Annotated in this window: 12 protein-coding genes, 1 other RNA gene and 1 pseudogene; 10 read left to right on the top strand and 4 right to left on the bottom strand. The window is 38.1% G+C overall.

Going from position 1 to position 13,996, the window contains the following annotated elements; all coding sequences use genetic code 11:
* Positions 1-381 precede the first annotated feature (381 nt).
* A complete protein-coding gene (locus tag LQ188_RS06410) occupies positions 382-1,797 on the top strand; it encodes an amino acid permease (protein ID WP_101222062.1) in 1,416 nt (471 codons plus the stop codon).
* A gap of 375 nt (positions 1,798-2,172) precedes the next feature.
* Positions 2,173-3,471: a globin-coupled sensor protein gene (locus tag LQ188_RS06405; RefSeq protein WP_230176335.1), complete on the top strand. Its 1,299-nt coding sequence runs from the start codon at positions 2,173-2,175 to the stop codon at positions 3,469-3,471.
* Positions 3,472-3,766: 295 nt separating this feature from the next.
* Here the strand turns inward: LQ188_RS06405 and tatA are convergent, their stop codons facing one another.
* Complete coding sequence (tatA, locus tag LQ188_RS06400; RefSeq protein WP_101222064.1) at positions 3,767-3,973, bottom strand: twin-arginine translocase TatA/TatE family subunit; 207 nt, start codon at positions 3,971-3,973, stop codon at positions 3,767-3,769.
* A gap of 361 nt (positions 3,974-4,334) precedes the next feature.
* Here tatA and ssrS point away from each other — a divergent pair.
* The 5 genes and pseudogenes from ssrS to LQ188_RS06375 all read left to right on the top strand — a co-directional run bounded on the left by ssrS (position 4,335) and on the right by LQ188_RS06375 (position 8,756).
* A non-coding RNA gene (ssrS, locus tag LQ188_RS06395) (6S RNA) lies at positions 4,335-4,522 on the top strand.
* A gap of 285 nt (positions 4,523-4,807) precedes the next feature.
* The gene (locus tag LQ188_RS06390) at positions 4,808-6,175 is read left to right on the top strand and encodes an aromatic acid/H+ symport family MFS transporter (RefSeq protein ID WP_230176334.1); all 1,368 of its coding nucleotides are present in this window, start codon (positions 4,808-4,810) and stop codon (positions 6,173-6,175) included.
* Between the two features lie 311 nt (positions 6,176-6,486).
* The gene (locus LQ188_RS06385; RefSeq protein WP_063233876.1) at positions 6,487-6,675 is read left to right on the top strand and encodes a hypothetical protein; all 189 of its coding nucleotides are present in this window, start codon (positions 6,487-6,489) and stop codon (positions 6,673-6,675) included.
* Between the two features lie 104 nt (positions 6,676-6,779).
* Positions 6,780-6,968 (top strand): annotated as a pseudogene (locus tag LQ188_RS06380) (IS1595 family transposase); the annotation flags it as partial.
* Between the two features lie 444 nt (positions 6,969-7,412).
* Positions 7,413-8,756: an aromatic acid/H+ symport family MFS transporter gene (locus LQ188_RS06375; RefSeq protein ID WP_230176333.1), complete on the top strand. Its 1,344-nt coding sequence runs from the start codon at positions 7,413-7,415 to the stop codon at positions 8,754-8,756.
* 109 nt (positions 8,757-8,865) lie between these two features.
* Here LQ188_RS06375 and LQ188_RS06370 read toward each other — a convergent pair whose 3' ends face one another.
* Positions 8,866-9,192, bottom strand: coding sequence for a YnfA family protein (locus LQ188_RS06370; protein WP_101222067.1), 327 nt, complete (start codon positions 9,190-9,192; stop codon positions 8,866-8,868).
* Positions 9,193-9,484: 292 nt separating this feature from the next.
* Here LQ188_RS06370 and LQ188_RS06365 point away from each other — a divergent pair, with 292 nt between their 5' ends.
* Complete coding sequence (locus LQ188_RS06365) at positions 9,485-10,432, top strand: DMT family transporter (RefSeq protein ID WP_230176332.1); 948 nt, start codon at positions 9,485-9,487, stop codon at positions 10,430-10,432.
* A 40-nt stretch (positions 10,433-10,472) separates the two neighbouring features.
* On the opposite strand, the gene LQ188_RS06360 is transcribed toward LQ188_RS06365, so the two are convergent.
* Positions 10,473-11,558, bottom strand: a complete 1,086-nt coding sequence (locus LQ188_RS06360) for an MBL fold metallo-hydrolase (RefSeq protein WP_230176331.1) — start codon at positions 11,556-11,558, stop codon at positions 10,473-10,475.
* Positions 11,559-11,780: 222 nt separating this feature from the next.
* Between LQ188_RS06360 and LQ188_RS06355 the strand changes: the two genes are divergently transcribed.
* Positions 11,781-12,527, top strand: a complete 747-nt coding sequence (locus LQ188_RS06355) for a type II toxin-antitoxin system SpoIISA family toxin (protein WP_230176571.1) — start codon at positions 11,781-11,783, stop codon at positions 12,525-12,527.
* Complete coding sequence (locus LQ188_RS06350; RefSeq protein ID WP_230176330.1) at positions 12,524-12,703, top strand: hypothetical protein; 180 nt, start codon at positions 12,524-12,526, stop codon at positions 12,701-12,703. The genes LQ188_RS06355 and LQ188_RS06350 overlap by 4 nt, the downstream gene beginning before the upstream one ends.
* 276 nt (positions 12,704-12,979) lie before the next feature.
* Here LQ188_RS06350 and LQ188_RS06345 read toward each other — a convergent pair whose 3' ends face one another.
* Complete coding sequence (locus LQ188_RS06345; RefSeq protein ID WP_157830981.1) at positions 12,980-13,939, bottom strand: sensor domain-containing diguanylate cyclase; 960 nt, start codon at positions 13,937-13,939, stop codon at positions 12,980-12,982.
* Between the last annotated feature and the right edge of the window lie 57 nt (positions 13,940-13,996).

The raw sequence follows: 13,996 nt of genomic DNA, 5'->3' as shown, positions 1-13,996 counted from the left end.
TATTTAATAATAATAAATAGAGAAAAATAAATAATGATTCTTTATAGGGTTAAAAATATTAGAACTCTTGCAAAATTAATTAATGGAATACAGTACATACACCAAAAGCTCCTTTATTAATATTAAAATAATGAATTGTTAATCATTCTTTGTTAATTATGGATAAAGCTGTTGAATATTAAAGCTTGCCTTCCAAAGGAAATAAAAAAACAGAATTTTAAAATAATAAATCATTGACGTTAAAAAGGTTAATACGTATAATTTAAAAGTCAGATAATTCAGGAATTGCAGAAATTTGTCGAAATTTCTCTGATATAAATGGTAAGTGAAATTATTTGTCTATAGTTTTCAGAATAATTATAAAATTACGGAGGAGAGAACATGAGTATTTTTAGAAAGAAGTCCATTGAGGACTTGTTGAAAAACGCAGGTTCCGGCGGTAAGGGATTGAAACGAGAACTGGGAGCTTGGGATTTAACGATGCTAGGAATTGGAGCGATTATTGGGACTGGCATTTTCGTTCTAACAGGCACTGGTGCAGTGAATGCTGGTCCTGCACTTTCATTATCGTTCGTCATTGCTGGTCTTGCCTGTTTATTCGCTGCACTTTCTTATGCAGAATTTGCAGCTTCCGTGCCGGTATCCGGTTCGACTTATACGTATGCTTATGCAACTTTAGGTGAATTCGCCGCTTGGATAATCGGCTGGGATTTAATCCTTGAATACTTATTGGCTGTCAGTGCCGTATCGGCGGGGTGGTCGGGCTATTTCCAATCATTTTTAAGTGGATTCGGAATTAACTTTCCGGAGAAATTGACGGCAGCACCGGGATCGGTCGAAGGAGTCACGACTTATATGAACTTACCAGCCTTTTTGATAGTCATGGCGATTACCTTTTTGATTTCCATAGGTACGAAACAAACGACTAGAATCAATAATATAATGGTCGTTATTAAAGTGTTGGTAGTCTTGTTGTTCATCGTTTCTTCTATATATTATGTGAAACCGGAAAACTGGCAGCCTTTCATGCCATTTGGAATCGATGGGGTATTTTCAACTGCCGCATTAATGTTCTTTGCCTTCATCGGCTTTGATGCAGTTGCATCTGCGGCTGAAGAAACAAGAAATCCAGGTAGGAATTTACCACGGGGAATTCTTGGTTCATTAGTCATTTGTGTAGTGCTTTATATGGCTGTAAGTTTGATCATGACTGGTGTGGTACCGTATGCACAATTCAGCCAGGCTCTTGACCATCCGATTTCTTTGGTATTGCAAAGCGCAGGACAAAATTGGATTGCAGGTATCATCGATCTAGGTGCCTTCCTCGGAATGACAACGGTAATCTTGGTTATGTTGTATGGACAAACCCGAATCATGTTTGCGATGTCACGTGATGGTCTGATGCCTAAATCCTTATCAAAACTTCATAAAAAATATAAAACACCTTATGCGGCTTCATGGATATTCGGTTTATTAGCGGCCTTATTGGGGGCATTCATACCGCTTGGTGAATTGGCTGAGCTGGTCAACATTGGAACATTGACTGCGTTTACGATGATTTCCATTGCGGTCATCGTGTTACGGAAAACAAGGCCTGATATGAAACGTGCTTTTTATTGTCCGGCTGTACCGCTCGTTCCAGGCCTGGCCATCGTTTTTTGCGTATTCTTGATGGTTCAGCTAGGGAGTCATACATGGATGAGGTTCTTGATCTGGATGGCTATCGGAGTAGTCATTTACTTCACTTATTCCCGTAAACACTCGAATCTTAGCCAGCAGCAGGAAAATGAACATTGAAAAAGACACTCTCTGGAGTGTTTCAGTTTGTAGACAAAAGGAGCTCTATCTAAAATTTTAAACATAGTTGATTGGAGCGGGTGTGCGAGACTCCTGCGGGAATAGCGAGTCCAAGGGAGACCCCACACAGGCGCAAGTGCGCCGAGGAGGCTCCCGGACCGCCCGCGGAAAGCGAGTGCCCTACGTTCCAATCAACGTCCAAATTTGTAAAAGCAAAAAACTGTAGATACTCTTTGGGAGTGTCTTTTTTTATTTGGACATAAATAGTTCATAAGTCTTGTGTGTAAGAAGAAAATTTATCAAAGTGAATTAAGATTAACAGACTTTATGTCGAAATAGTATATATGGGTAGAAAAAATTGGAGGCAATTCAATCATGAAAAGTATATGGAGAAGTAAACAAAAGATAGATTCGATGGACTATATGCAATATAAGGAACACGTCGGTATCAATATCAGGGAATATCCGAGCGTATTGAATCAAGTGGAAATGATTCATTTGACGATGGGGGATTTGTGCATAATTCGTTCTTTACAGGAAGAAGTGAAGAAACATTTGACCCAAATAGTAGGAAATTTCTATAAAAATCTAGAAAATGAACCTTCATTAATGAAAATCATATCAGACAATAGTTCTGTTGATAGGTTGAAAAAGACACTTCATCGTCATATGTACGAAATGTTTAGCGGGAACATTGATGATGCGTATATTAAACAACGTTATATTATCGCACAAGTACATGTGCGAATTGGATTGCAGCCAAAATGGTATATGAGTGCTTTTCAGGATTTATTGCAGTCATTAATCATTCATGTGATTTCCAATATGAAAAATATTGAGCAATATCAAGAAAACATTCTGGCTGTCACTAAAATTTTTAATCTGGAGCAGCAAATAGTTTTAGAGGCATATGAACTTGAAAATGAGAAGATTCGCCAAAAAAACCAAGCAGAAAAAGAAACGATTAAACTGCAGGTCAATCATAATGCAGAGGAATTGGCAGCAATCAGTGAAGAGACTAGTTCATCAACTCAATTAATGGCAAATAAGGTAGTCGAAATTCATGATTTCACTAAAAAGGGCTCAGAGATTGCGATACATGCAGAGGGAAAATCAAAAGAGGGAGTCGAACTGTTACAGGGATTAGAGAAAAGATTGGTAAAAACGCAGGAGCAAATGACGATCATCTCAAAAGATATGGAACAGCTATCCAATACTTCAAAGGAAATTGAACGAATCGTCACGATCATCACTTCAATTGCAGAGCAAACGAATTTGTTGGCGTTGAACGCAGCGATTGAAGCGGCAAGAGCTGGTGAAAATGGTAAAGGATTTGCGGTTGTGGCTGGTGAGGTAAGGAAGCTGTCGGAAAATACCAAGGATTCAGTTTCGGAAGTAGTGAAACTGGTTAATGGAATTGCTCATTTTACCAATGTCATGAACACATCAATTTCCATGGTTAGCGGGGAAATTACTAAAGGAACGAAACAAGGAAAAGAAACTGGCATATTTTTTACTGATATAGCAAAGGACATGCTTTCTGTTAAAGAGCAGAATATTAAAATCACCAAGGAAATGACAGAGCTGAATGATATATTCGACGAAATTAATGAAGCATTCAATCAAGTGGCGGTTTCCTCGGATCAATTGACTCAAATGACGATGAACTTGTAATGAAGTTCAACATTTTTATAAGAACAGCTTAATGGTGCTCATTCGTATTTAATAAACAACTCGATAGAATATTTCTGATCAAACCCCAAGCGGTTTATAGAATAGTAATAAGGATGCCGTTACCAGGCTGTTCAATAAATCACTTGATATAAAATAAGATTAATGTTATATTAATAAAGCGATGAGCTAATTTGTGTAAGTCGAAGAACATGCTTTTAGCTAAACGTCGGGATGTGGCCTGACGGTTCTGCGCCACAAACGCATCAAAGACGCCTGCTGCGTGCAGGCGTCTTTTTCATTTTATCGATTCTTTTCTTGCAGCTTGTACGTCATCCTTGAATTCCTCTTGTATTTCTTCTGTTATTCCCTTGGTTGCATCCTTAAACTCCCTAAGCGAGGTGCCGACTGCCCGTCCGATTTGAGGTAGCTTGTTCGGTCCAAAAACAATTAAAGCTAAAAGAAGTATTAAAATTAAACCGGGAAAACCAATGTTTGAAAGCATAACTAGTCACTCCAATCAAATCTGTTAGTTAATATTATAGACTCCTTCCATGTATTTGCCAATGTTATTTAGGATATATTATAGAGTTCAGCAACCGATGATTCTCACAAGACAACACTTTCAATTCCGTCCAATTTTATCTTGCACATTCTATCTAAAAATTACTTACCCAAGTATGCTATTACATAATAATTTATCAATGAAAGTGGGGGACGGTAACATAAATCAGAGTGCAGCCGTTAGTTTTGCCGTTTGGGCATGAATAATCTGGCTCCACCTGTTTAATGTGTAATATGAAATTTTTTTGTTGTCTGGGAATGATTTAACTTGCAAGAATGAAGATATTTCGGTATTATAACTATACAAGCTGCGTTGTTCGTAATGATAATTAAGTTTTAACCTTTAAGCTGTAATAGGGAGTTTTATATTGAAACAGGAATGTTATGCCTCGTCACTGACTTGGACAACAGGATTGCTTCTGCAAACACCCACTTTGAGGAGTGGTGGTTTAAAACTTTCTTACTTGAATACGGCAATGGCGGCTTCCTACTTCACTAATTAGAAACCAGTTCCGATAAGGGACTGGTTTTTTGTTGTTTTTACGCATGTTCAAAACTTGTAATTAACGATAGCATCAGAAAACATATTAAGATTTTATGAAAAATATGCGAAAGTTTTTATTGAAATATCAGATAATTAGCATTTATAATAACAATTAGATAACTCGGTTCACTATTTATATAAAAATAAGTGAGTCGAATATTTTTTACATGATTACGTAAGCGCTATCATTTGGATGGAATTATTGCAGTCACCTAGAGAGGAGAAAATTTTATGGCTAAAATTAATACGACCGAGGTAATTAGCAACAGTAAATTTAACCGCTTTCATTTTGGATTGCTGGCATGGTGTTTTATCATTATCCTTTTTGACGGCTATGACCTTGTCGTTTACGGTACGGTCGTCCCGTTATTGACGGAGGAATGGAACCTTACTTCCGTGGAAGCGGGGGCTATGGGCAGCTACGGTCTATTTGGAATGTTGTTTGGGGCGATCTTCTTTGGTACATTAGCAGATCGGATTGGCAGAAAAAACGTAATCGCTATTACACTCATTTTATTTAGTTTATTTACGCTTTTATGTGGATTTGCGGATACGCCTACGATGTTTTCAACTTTCCGATTTCTAGCGGGATTAGGGCTTGGGGGCATCATGCCGAACGTCATTGCCTTATTGACGGATTATGCACCGAAAACGATGCGGAGCATGGTCGTTTCAATCGTATTATGCGGTTACTCATTCGGAGGGATGCTTGCTCCGATACTGGGTATCCTGGTTATGCCGACACTAGGTTGGGAATCAATATTCTGGTTTGCAGGAATACCATTGTTATTTTTACCCTTCATGATGAAGCGTTTACCCGAGGCTTCTACGCATCTGATCAGAATAAACAAAAAGGAAGAACTTATCAGAATATTAACCAAGGTAAGTCCTGAAAGTAAATTCGACATCAATGCCGAACTTGTGGAAGTGAAAAAAACAGAAGCCAATATGCCGATTGTTGGATTGTTTAAGGATTCCCGTGCCCTTAGCACATTGATGTTCTGGATCGCCTTTTTCATGTGCCTATTGATGGTATACGGATTGAATACATGGCTTCCAAAGCTAATGATCGAGGCAGGGTATGCGCTGAATTCAAGCTTAGGTTTCTTGATCGTCCTTCAAGGGGGCGCTATCGTAGGCACGCTTATCATCGCTAAACTTTGTGATCGTTATGGATCCAAGAAAATGCTTGTGCCGATGTATGCGCTTGGGGCTGTCAGTTTGACGCTATTGGGAATGGGCGGAAGCTCCTTCGTGATTTACACATTGGTAGCGGTTGCAGGAGCCTGTACCATTGGTGCCCAAAACCTTGTACAAGCCTATGTCTCCCAGTACTATCCACCAAATATAAGATCGACTGCACTAGGGGTGGCATCTGGTATCGGAAGGATTGGCGGTATGCTCGGGCCCATACTCGGCGGATTTTTATTATCCATCTCGCTACCCATCCAATTGAATTTCATTGCCTTCGCCATACCTGGTCTCATTGCTGCGGTTGCCTTATCATTCGTTCCAGTGAAAATGGCTTATTATAAACATGATCATTCGGAGCCAACTGAAGAAATGGTCGTAGAATCAAATAAAATGAACGTCTTGTGATTTAGATGCATGAAATGCAGTGCTGGGATACCCTCGCTGTCATTTCATGCTATTTTTATTAGTTTCCTTTTTTTCCTTGGCAAAGGGTCTATATAAAAACTGCAAATTTACAAGAATTAGTGTAAAGATTTTCCGGGAATTGTTTCGCTTGACCTATCCTTGAGAAAAGTTGCTTAAATGTTCATAATTTCGCAATATGAGTCACTCTTAATATAAAGAATAAATGTTAGAATGATGATATGGATAATTAATTCCTCCTTGAAGTGGAGCGAACTATAAATTAATCTCATCTTTTGTGAGGAGTCATTACTTTGAAAATTTTAAAACATGTAATTTTTTGGTTAAGCATTATAGGGACATTATTCTCTATGATTTATTTCTTTGTAGCGGACATTCCGTTATATGTTAAATTGTTAGGCGGAGCCATTATCCTTTATCTGGGTTATGATCTTATAACAGAATCAAGGAAAAGAAAACGTAAAGAAGCCTTGGACGCTTAATCTTATCTTCATTAAAAAGCCCTCTTTGATAAGAGGGCTTAGTTTGTGTCCAAAAGGGTTTGGAATGGGATAGACAAAGGTAAATTAAACAAGGTAAACTATGGAAGGGCAGAATGACACATCAAGAATAAGCTCTTTAATGGCCATATAGGGGATAACTCTTTCCTTTGCACTGATAGTCATAAGAGTTATATTCAGTTCGCCCATGATTTTCGTTAGATCATAAGCGTGTACAAAGAGGAAAACATGAAGAAGGAATATACTATATTCAACACATAAATTCTGTTCACCGCTAATTAACGAAATGAATGAATAGGTTTAATGGTATGGCGATAAATATATCAGTACTATATGTATGTTCTAATGGATGGAACTCCTTGAAAATCGCTGTAGCCAGGACCACACAGCCGCTTACGCTGAGGAGGCTTGACAGACAGCTGGCGGATAGGAAGCGGATTTCTGAAATCAACTGAAATGTTTAAAGAAATATTGCAGGTAAGCTGGAATTTCTTCCAAGTTTGTCTATAGCCTGAACCCTCTTCGATAAGAGGGTTTTTTTGTTGATTAATAGGCAAATTAACAATGATTATTGACAATATTCTGAAAACTAAGTTAATATATAGTGAACATAGTTCTATATACGTATAATTTTTTATGTAATTAAATGTTAGCTCGAACCAAAAAAAGAGAAATCCTTAAGACTACGTCAAAAGGAATAGCAGAAAGAGGGGAAGGAAATGCGCACGATCCAAGTGTCTGAAATGATGGATGAACAAAAATTTAACCGTTTTCATTTACAGATTTTATTATGCTGTATCTTTATCATCATCTGTGACGGGTATGATATGTTCATGCTTGGGACGATCCTGCCATCTTTGATGGCGGAGTGGAGGATAACTGCTGTAGAGGCAGGGTTATTCAGCAGCTATGCTTTGTTTGGAATGATGATAGGAGCGTTGGTCTTTGGACCGCTGGCCGATAAATCCGGCAGAAAGAAAGTCATATTGATTTGTACGATCATTTTTTCCGTATTTACATTTACTTCAGGTTTCGCCGATGATCCAATATCTTTTGGAATACAGCGTTTTATTGCAGGACTAGGCTTGGGAGGAGTCATGCCTAATATAATTGCAATCATTACTGAATATGCCCCTAAAAAACTTAGAAGTACGCTGGTAGCGATCATGTTCAGCGGACACGCTCTAGGGGGAGTTGTAGCATCACTGGGAGCGATGTACCTGATTCCGAACTTTGGTTGGCGGGCAGTGGTTTGGCTCGGTGCACTTCCATTAATATTCATGCCAATATTATATAAATTGTTGCCAGAGTCAATAAGTTTTTTCATGAAAAATAATAAAAAAAGCAAATTGATGGACGTTCTGAATCAAGTGAATGTAAACGGTCAATATACGATGAATGATCATTATGTTCTTCAGGAGCAACTCAAAAGTGAAATGAAAGGGTTTCCAGTAAAACAGTTATTCAAAAATGAGAGGACTTTAAGCACGCTCATGTTCTGGATAGCATTTTTCATGTGTTTGTTCGTAATGTATGGCTTGAGTACATGGCTTCCAAAGATCATGGGTGGGGCAGGATATGAATTAGGTTCAAGCCTGACATTCTTAGTCGTATTGAACCTTGGAGCGGTTTTTGGAGCGATCGTTGGAGGGAAGCTTGCAGACAGATATGGTTCCAAGAGGATACTGGTTACTTTCTTGGTCATTGGATTCATTACCCTTACGATGCTGAGCTTCAAGCCAAGCATGATCATGCTTTATATACTGATTGCAATTGCAGGAGGTACGACAACAGGTACACAAATTGTAACGAATGCATATGTATCTCAGTATTATCCGAATGAAATCCGTTCTACTGGAGTCGGATGGGCATTGGGTATCGGCAGAATTGGCGGAATACTCGCTCCTACTTTCTGCGGGGTCCTGCTTGATATGAAGTTATCCTTGCAAGTCAATTTTTTAGCTTTTGCCATACCATGCATCATTGCAGCAATGGCGATTTGGTTCATTCAGGATAACTTCAGTAATATGACCGCCAATAGGCAGGAAAAGAAATTGATATAATAAACACCCAGCTTAATCACTTTATGAAAATGTTCAAATGAAGATAGGCCCAATCAACAAGTGGAGATCTTGGTAAAAGAATTAAAGGGCCTTATGCCCTTTAATTCTTTTATTGTCTGGGGCCCCATATAATGACTGAAACTCCGACCAAGCAGATTAAAGCTCCAATCCAATCATATAAATCAGGGGTTTTCTTATCGATGCCCCATCCCCATAAAACCGATAAAACGATGAAAACCCCGCCATATGCAGCATAAACACGTCCAAAGGTAGGGAACGTTTGGAAAGTTGCAATGATGCCGTATAACACCAACCCAAAACCTCCGGCTAAACCTAGATAAATGGATTTACCTTCTCTTAACCAAAGCCAAATAAGGTAACCGCCGCCAATTTCAGCTAGACCAGCCATAAGGAATATTACGGTAGTAACTAACATATATGTATACCTCTCTTCCTGCTTGAAATTTTATCATATATGAAACTGCAAATGACATACTTTAAAGAGTTCTTAATAATTGAAAGTTAACTGGAGCATTTTCATTAAGGCATGAAAATGATCTTAATCTTTAAAAAGTTATTTTTTAAAAGGTTGGTTTTGTTGATAGTTGAACAGTTTAGCTTAAAAAAATGCCATATTTATTTTTTGACTCTAACTTGGATTGCAATACAGATGCAAAGGGTACTATACCTAAATAGGAATATAGTAATTTAGTTGAGGAGTTGCAGCCATGAAAACCCGAACATTTGCATACATGTTAGCGCTAATTCATTCAAGTATTGTCGGCCTATCTTTCTTATTTACGAAAATGGCGATTGCAGAATCGAATCCGCTGGATACTTTGGCGTTCCGGTTCTCCGTTTCTTTCGTCATCATTTTATTCCTGGTCGTCTTTAAAGTCATTAAGGTGAACTATTCCTGGGAGTCGGTTAAAAATCTTGTTCCGTTATCTTTGTTATTCCCAACTCTTTTCTTTGCCTTTCAAACTTTCGGACTTAAGTATTCGCAATCCACCGATGCTGGAATTCTGTCTGCAGTCACCCCGATTCTAACATTGATGATAGCTGGGTATTTCCTTAAGGAGAAAACATCTTTATATCAAAAACTTTCGATTGTCTTGTCGGTAGTTGGGGTATTATTCATTTTTGTGATGAAAGGGAGCACAATCAATTTTTCCGACATGCTAGGGATGGTGTTGATCCTGCTATCCTGTATTGCAACTGCATGTTATACAACGATGACCCGTTCCCTTGCCAAGGACTATACACCAGGTGAGATGTCCTTTTTCATGATGGGAACAGGCTTTGTCATTTTTAACGTAGCTGCGCTCTTCACCCACTTAAAACAAGGAACGATGCCGAATTTCTTTACACCATGGTCGAGCATGGAATTCATCAGTTCCATTTTGTATTTGGGAATATTGGCTTCATTGGTCACTTCGTTATTATCCAATACGATCTTATCAAAAATCAAAGCGTCCCAAATGAGTGTGTTTGCAAATCTTTCCACTGTTGTCACGATTGCAGCAGGGGCTCTCATTTTAAATGAAAAGATTACAATCTACGATATATTGGGTTCGATACTAATCATTTTAGGTGTAATAGGAACGAATTATTTTGGAGTGAAGAAAGAGCATTCAATAAAAGTGAATCTTGAATATAATGAAGGGAAACTGTGAATGAATGAAAAAGGTCCATCCCATTTGGGATGGATCTTTTTCATTTCCACCATCTTGTTTGAGGGAAATCCGTTGAACCAATGACCACTGGTTCGCCTATTTGAGGTGTGCAGACCTGGACTCCAAGATCATTGGCCGCTTTTGTTACCCGTTCTATCGGATCTGTCCAGTCATGAAAAGACAATGTGAAACCAGCCCAATGAATGGGGAGCATCCGTTTTCCTTGTACATCTATATGTGCTTGTACAGTTTCTTCTGGAATCATATGGATGGTTGACCAGCGTTCATCATATTGGCCGCATTCCATTAAAGTTATATCAAAAGGCCCGAATTTTTCGCCTATTTCTTTAAAATGGCTGCCATATCCACTATCTCCGCTAAAAAATACCTTTTCTTGTTTACCATTAATTACCCAAGAGCACCAAAGTGTCCTATTGCCATCGCGTAAACTTCTTCCAGAAAAATGTCTTGCAGGCGTGCAGACAAATCGCAAACCCTTGAATGAAACCTCATCCCACCAATTATGTTCCTGAATCAGTTCTTGTTTAACTCCCCATCTTTCAAGGTGTCCGCCGACACCTAGTGGAACAATGAACTGACTGACCTTATCCTTTAGTTTCTTTATTGAGTAATAATCCAAATGATCGTAGTGATCATGTGAGAGCAGGACGGCGTCGATAGGAGGCAGCATATCCAAATCAATAGGCAGCTCCCCGCTAAAACGCTTGTTCCCGAACCAAGGAAAGGGGGTTGGTGCTTTGCCAAACATGGGATCCACTAAAATGGTTTTCCCATCTAATTCCAACATGAATGCAGAATGACCAAACCAGGTAATTATATTGGAATTCATAGATACAGGTTCTTTTGTTCCAAGTACGATTGGCTGGTCGGGCCTCCTTTTTGGATTAGGTTTTATGAAATCACGTAAAATTGAACCAGTATGCTTAAGACTCATCGCTTGACTGGCTGGAATTTGATTTTGGAATTTTCCCTTGGAAAAATTCTCTTTTGTAGTGAAACTTCTCACTTTTTCTTTGTTTGTCCGTCTTCCAAGTGGAGGATAGAGGTTTAAAAAAAGTAATAATATTATAAAAGAAGAAATGAGGATCTTAATATTTTTCATCATGATAGTTTCCTCCCATATTAATCATGCCTTTTTATTAAAACATATCATATCACAGAATATATAGGGTTATTTACTATGATGTCATTCAGTTAGTGAAAACTTCTGGCAAGTGTTTAAGTTTCACCCGTCTTAGGCAGGGAATAGTGGTATATATAATGAATAATATAGAGAGCGGGATAATGAATGTAGGTGCTGAAGGGTAGGGTGATAAATCGATTGTTAATGTTTTTCAGAGTCTTTGTATGGGTAGTATTTATTGCTTTATTGGCATATGTCATACTTTCTTGGAAATATAAGGACAAGGTAAGTAAAAGGATTGAAGCGATTCGAAAAACCTGGTATATCATTTTTGTACTGGGAGCTTTGATTTATTGGAATTTCTATCCGATGAGCATTTTTAATGAATGGAAAAATTTCTTGATTATGGCTATCGTATTCATCCTTATTGATATGTTTGTATTCTTGAGCATGTATATATCGAAGATTGGCGATAACGAGCTGTCCTATGCAACAAAAGCGGTTGCGGAAAGTGACAAACTTTTAACGGATAATAGGGAAAAGGTCAAAAATATGTTTCATCTCCTAAAGAAAGAAGGAATACCTGAGTATTATCAATCGAATAAGGAATACTTGGCATATTTGAGCATTCTCCTTCAAGCATATGCAGCTAAGGAAGGGATGAACGTGAAAATTCTTCCTTTCAAAACGGAACAGGACAAGCAATTGGTGATTAATGGGCATCCGAACTTGAATGGCAGTAACATCCGTGCTACATTGGAAAGAGAAGATACGTATTATAATGATGAAGAAAAAATGGCTTTGCAGCCAGTAAGCATTTTGATGGAACCCTATATCCTTGACGTTAAATCGGAAAGCTTCGTTTCAGAAGTCGATTGTTTATTAATAGCATTACTAATCATGATGTTCGATATGGTCATAAAACAAAAACCAGGTGGTGAGGATAAATGAGCATTTATGATAAAGCCGGCAATGATGTGTCAGTTGCCGTAATCAAACCACAGGTGAAAATACCTGATGTAGGTTTAAGTCCCCACACTAAAAAAGTGATGAAACAGAACGAACGCATTATCCTGAATCAAAAAGAAAAAGCTGCACGCTTCAGCCGGTTAAAAAATGTTTTATAAGGGGAAGGGGTTTTTCCTTTCCTTATGATATTTAATGGAAAACCCGCATATACTATTCAAAATCAAAGAATAGGAAGGGTCTTTCAGAATATGAACAAAAAACCCGAGAGAGTTAACATTCCGATCCCCTCCGCTTCACCATCCGAAAAACGGATACATAAGGGAAATGCTGATCTGCTCAAGCTTTTGCAAAGGCTGAAAGCTAAACGTTGGATTTTTTTAAGGTAAAAGAAAGCCAGTCTCTAAGGAGAACTGGTTTTTTTATTTTTAAGATAATCACTGCGGGTGGTAGTATTGAATATTCTTACGGCCGGATTTCTTAGCCATATACATGGAACGGTCCGCTTTTTTCAAAAGTGAGTCCATTTCCGTACCTTGATGAGGGTAAAAGCTTATCCCTATGCTAGCTGATACAAATTGATCATTTCCATTAATGGTAATGGGCATGGTGGATAAACGGTTCAATATTAATTCAGCGTTTTGCTGAGTGCTTTTCATTAAATCCTCACAATGTGCTGGATGTAATAATACAATGAATTCATCACCACCAATTCGAGCCACATGACTGCCTTCGGGAACGGCTTGCAAAAAACATTCGGCTGCCTTTTTAATAACTTCATCACCAGTATCATGACCATAGGAATCATTGAAAAATTTAAAATGATCAAGATCGATGTAAAGAAGAGCCATTTCATCGTTTGTTTTATCTTTATGATAATCAAAATAATTATAAATGAAGTTCCGATTATATAGACCTGACAAAGGATCCCTGATAATCCCTTTTTCAAGATTGATGGTATGACTAATCAAAGCTGCCATAGACTTAATGAGGATCAGATCATATTCTTTAAAATCATGAGGTTTAATGTCGAATGCACATAATGTTCCAACGATTTCACCCTCAATAGTAAGGGGAGCTCCCATAATACACCCATTTCCTATAAGCTTCGTTACGGGGTGACAACTAGTCAATTCATGTTCCCCCAAATTCGGGATAACGAGTGGTTCCAAGCCATTCTCAGCAACTAATTTGCAATAAACCATATTATAAGGAAGGATGTCACCTTCACAAATCAACTTTGCATTTCTATTTAAGGATTTGATCATGAAACTATGTATCGGATTCAATATAGAAACGAAGAATGTATTGACCTCGATGGTTTGATCTAATAGTGCTAATACTTCTTTAGCGATGGAATCGAAATTCTTATAATAGTTGATATCTTGCTGAATCATTCTCAGGCTCCTCATTTATTTATAGTCTTTTTAGATTTCCGGATGTTAATTCTCATA

The organism is Peribacillus sp. Bi134, assembly GCF_918698065.1.
In the GTDB taxonomy this organism is placed as follows: Bacteria; Bacillota; Bacilli; order Bacillales; family DSM-1321; genus Peribacillus.
This window is presented reverse-complemented; position numbering and strand designations above follow the sequence as displayed.

Excerpts from the sequence above, each read along its gene's own strand:
- LQ188_RS06375 (WP_230176333.1), top strand. The coding sequence starts at position 7,413 with ATGCGCACGATCCAAGTGTCTGAAATGATGGATGAACAAAAATTTAAC.
- LQ188_RS06355 (WP_230176571.1), top strand. The coding sequence starts at position 11,781 with ATGTTTTTCAGAGTCTTTGTATGGGTAGTATTTATTGCTTTATTGGCA.
- LQ188_RS06390 (WP_230176334.1), top strand. The coding sequence starts at position 4,808 with ATGGCTAAAATTAATACGACCGAGGTAATTAGCAACAGTAAATTTAAC.
- LQ188_RS06365 (WP_230176332.1), top strand. The coding sequence starts at position 9,485 with ATGAAAACCCGAACATTTGCATACATGTTAGCGCTAATTCATTCAAGT.
- LQ188_RS06405 (WP_230176335.1), top strand. The coding sequence starts at position 2,173 with ATGAAAAGTATATGGAGAAGTAAACAAAAGATAGATTCGATGGACTAT.
- LQ188_RS06410 (WP_101222062.1), top strand. The coding sequence starts at position 382 with ATGAGTATTTTTAGAAAGAAGTCCATTGAGGACTTGTTGAAAAACGCA.
- LQ188_RS06350 (WP_230176330.1), top strand. The coding sequence starts at position 12,524 with ATGAGCATTTATGATAAAGCCGGCAATGATGTGTCAGTTGCCGTAATC.
- LQ188_RS06370 (WP_101222067.1), bottom strand. The coding sequence starts at position 9,192 with ATGTTAGTTACTACCGTAATATTCCTTATGGCTGGTCTAGCTGAAATT.
- tatA (WP_101222064.1), bottom strand. The coding sequence starts at position 3,973 with ATGCTTTCAAACATTGGTTTTCCCGGTTTAATTTTAATACTTCTTTTA.
- LQ188_RS06345 (WP_157830981.1), bottom strand. The coding sequence starts at position 13,939 with ATGATTCAGCAAGATATCAACTATTATAAGAATTTCGATTCCATCGCT.
- LQ188_RS06360 (WP_230176331.1), bottom strand. The coding sequence starts at position 11,558 with ATGATGAAAAATATTAAGATCCTCATTTCTTCTTTTATAATATTATTA.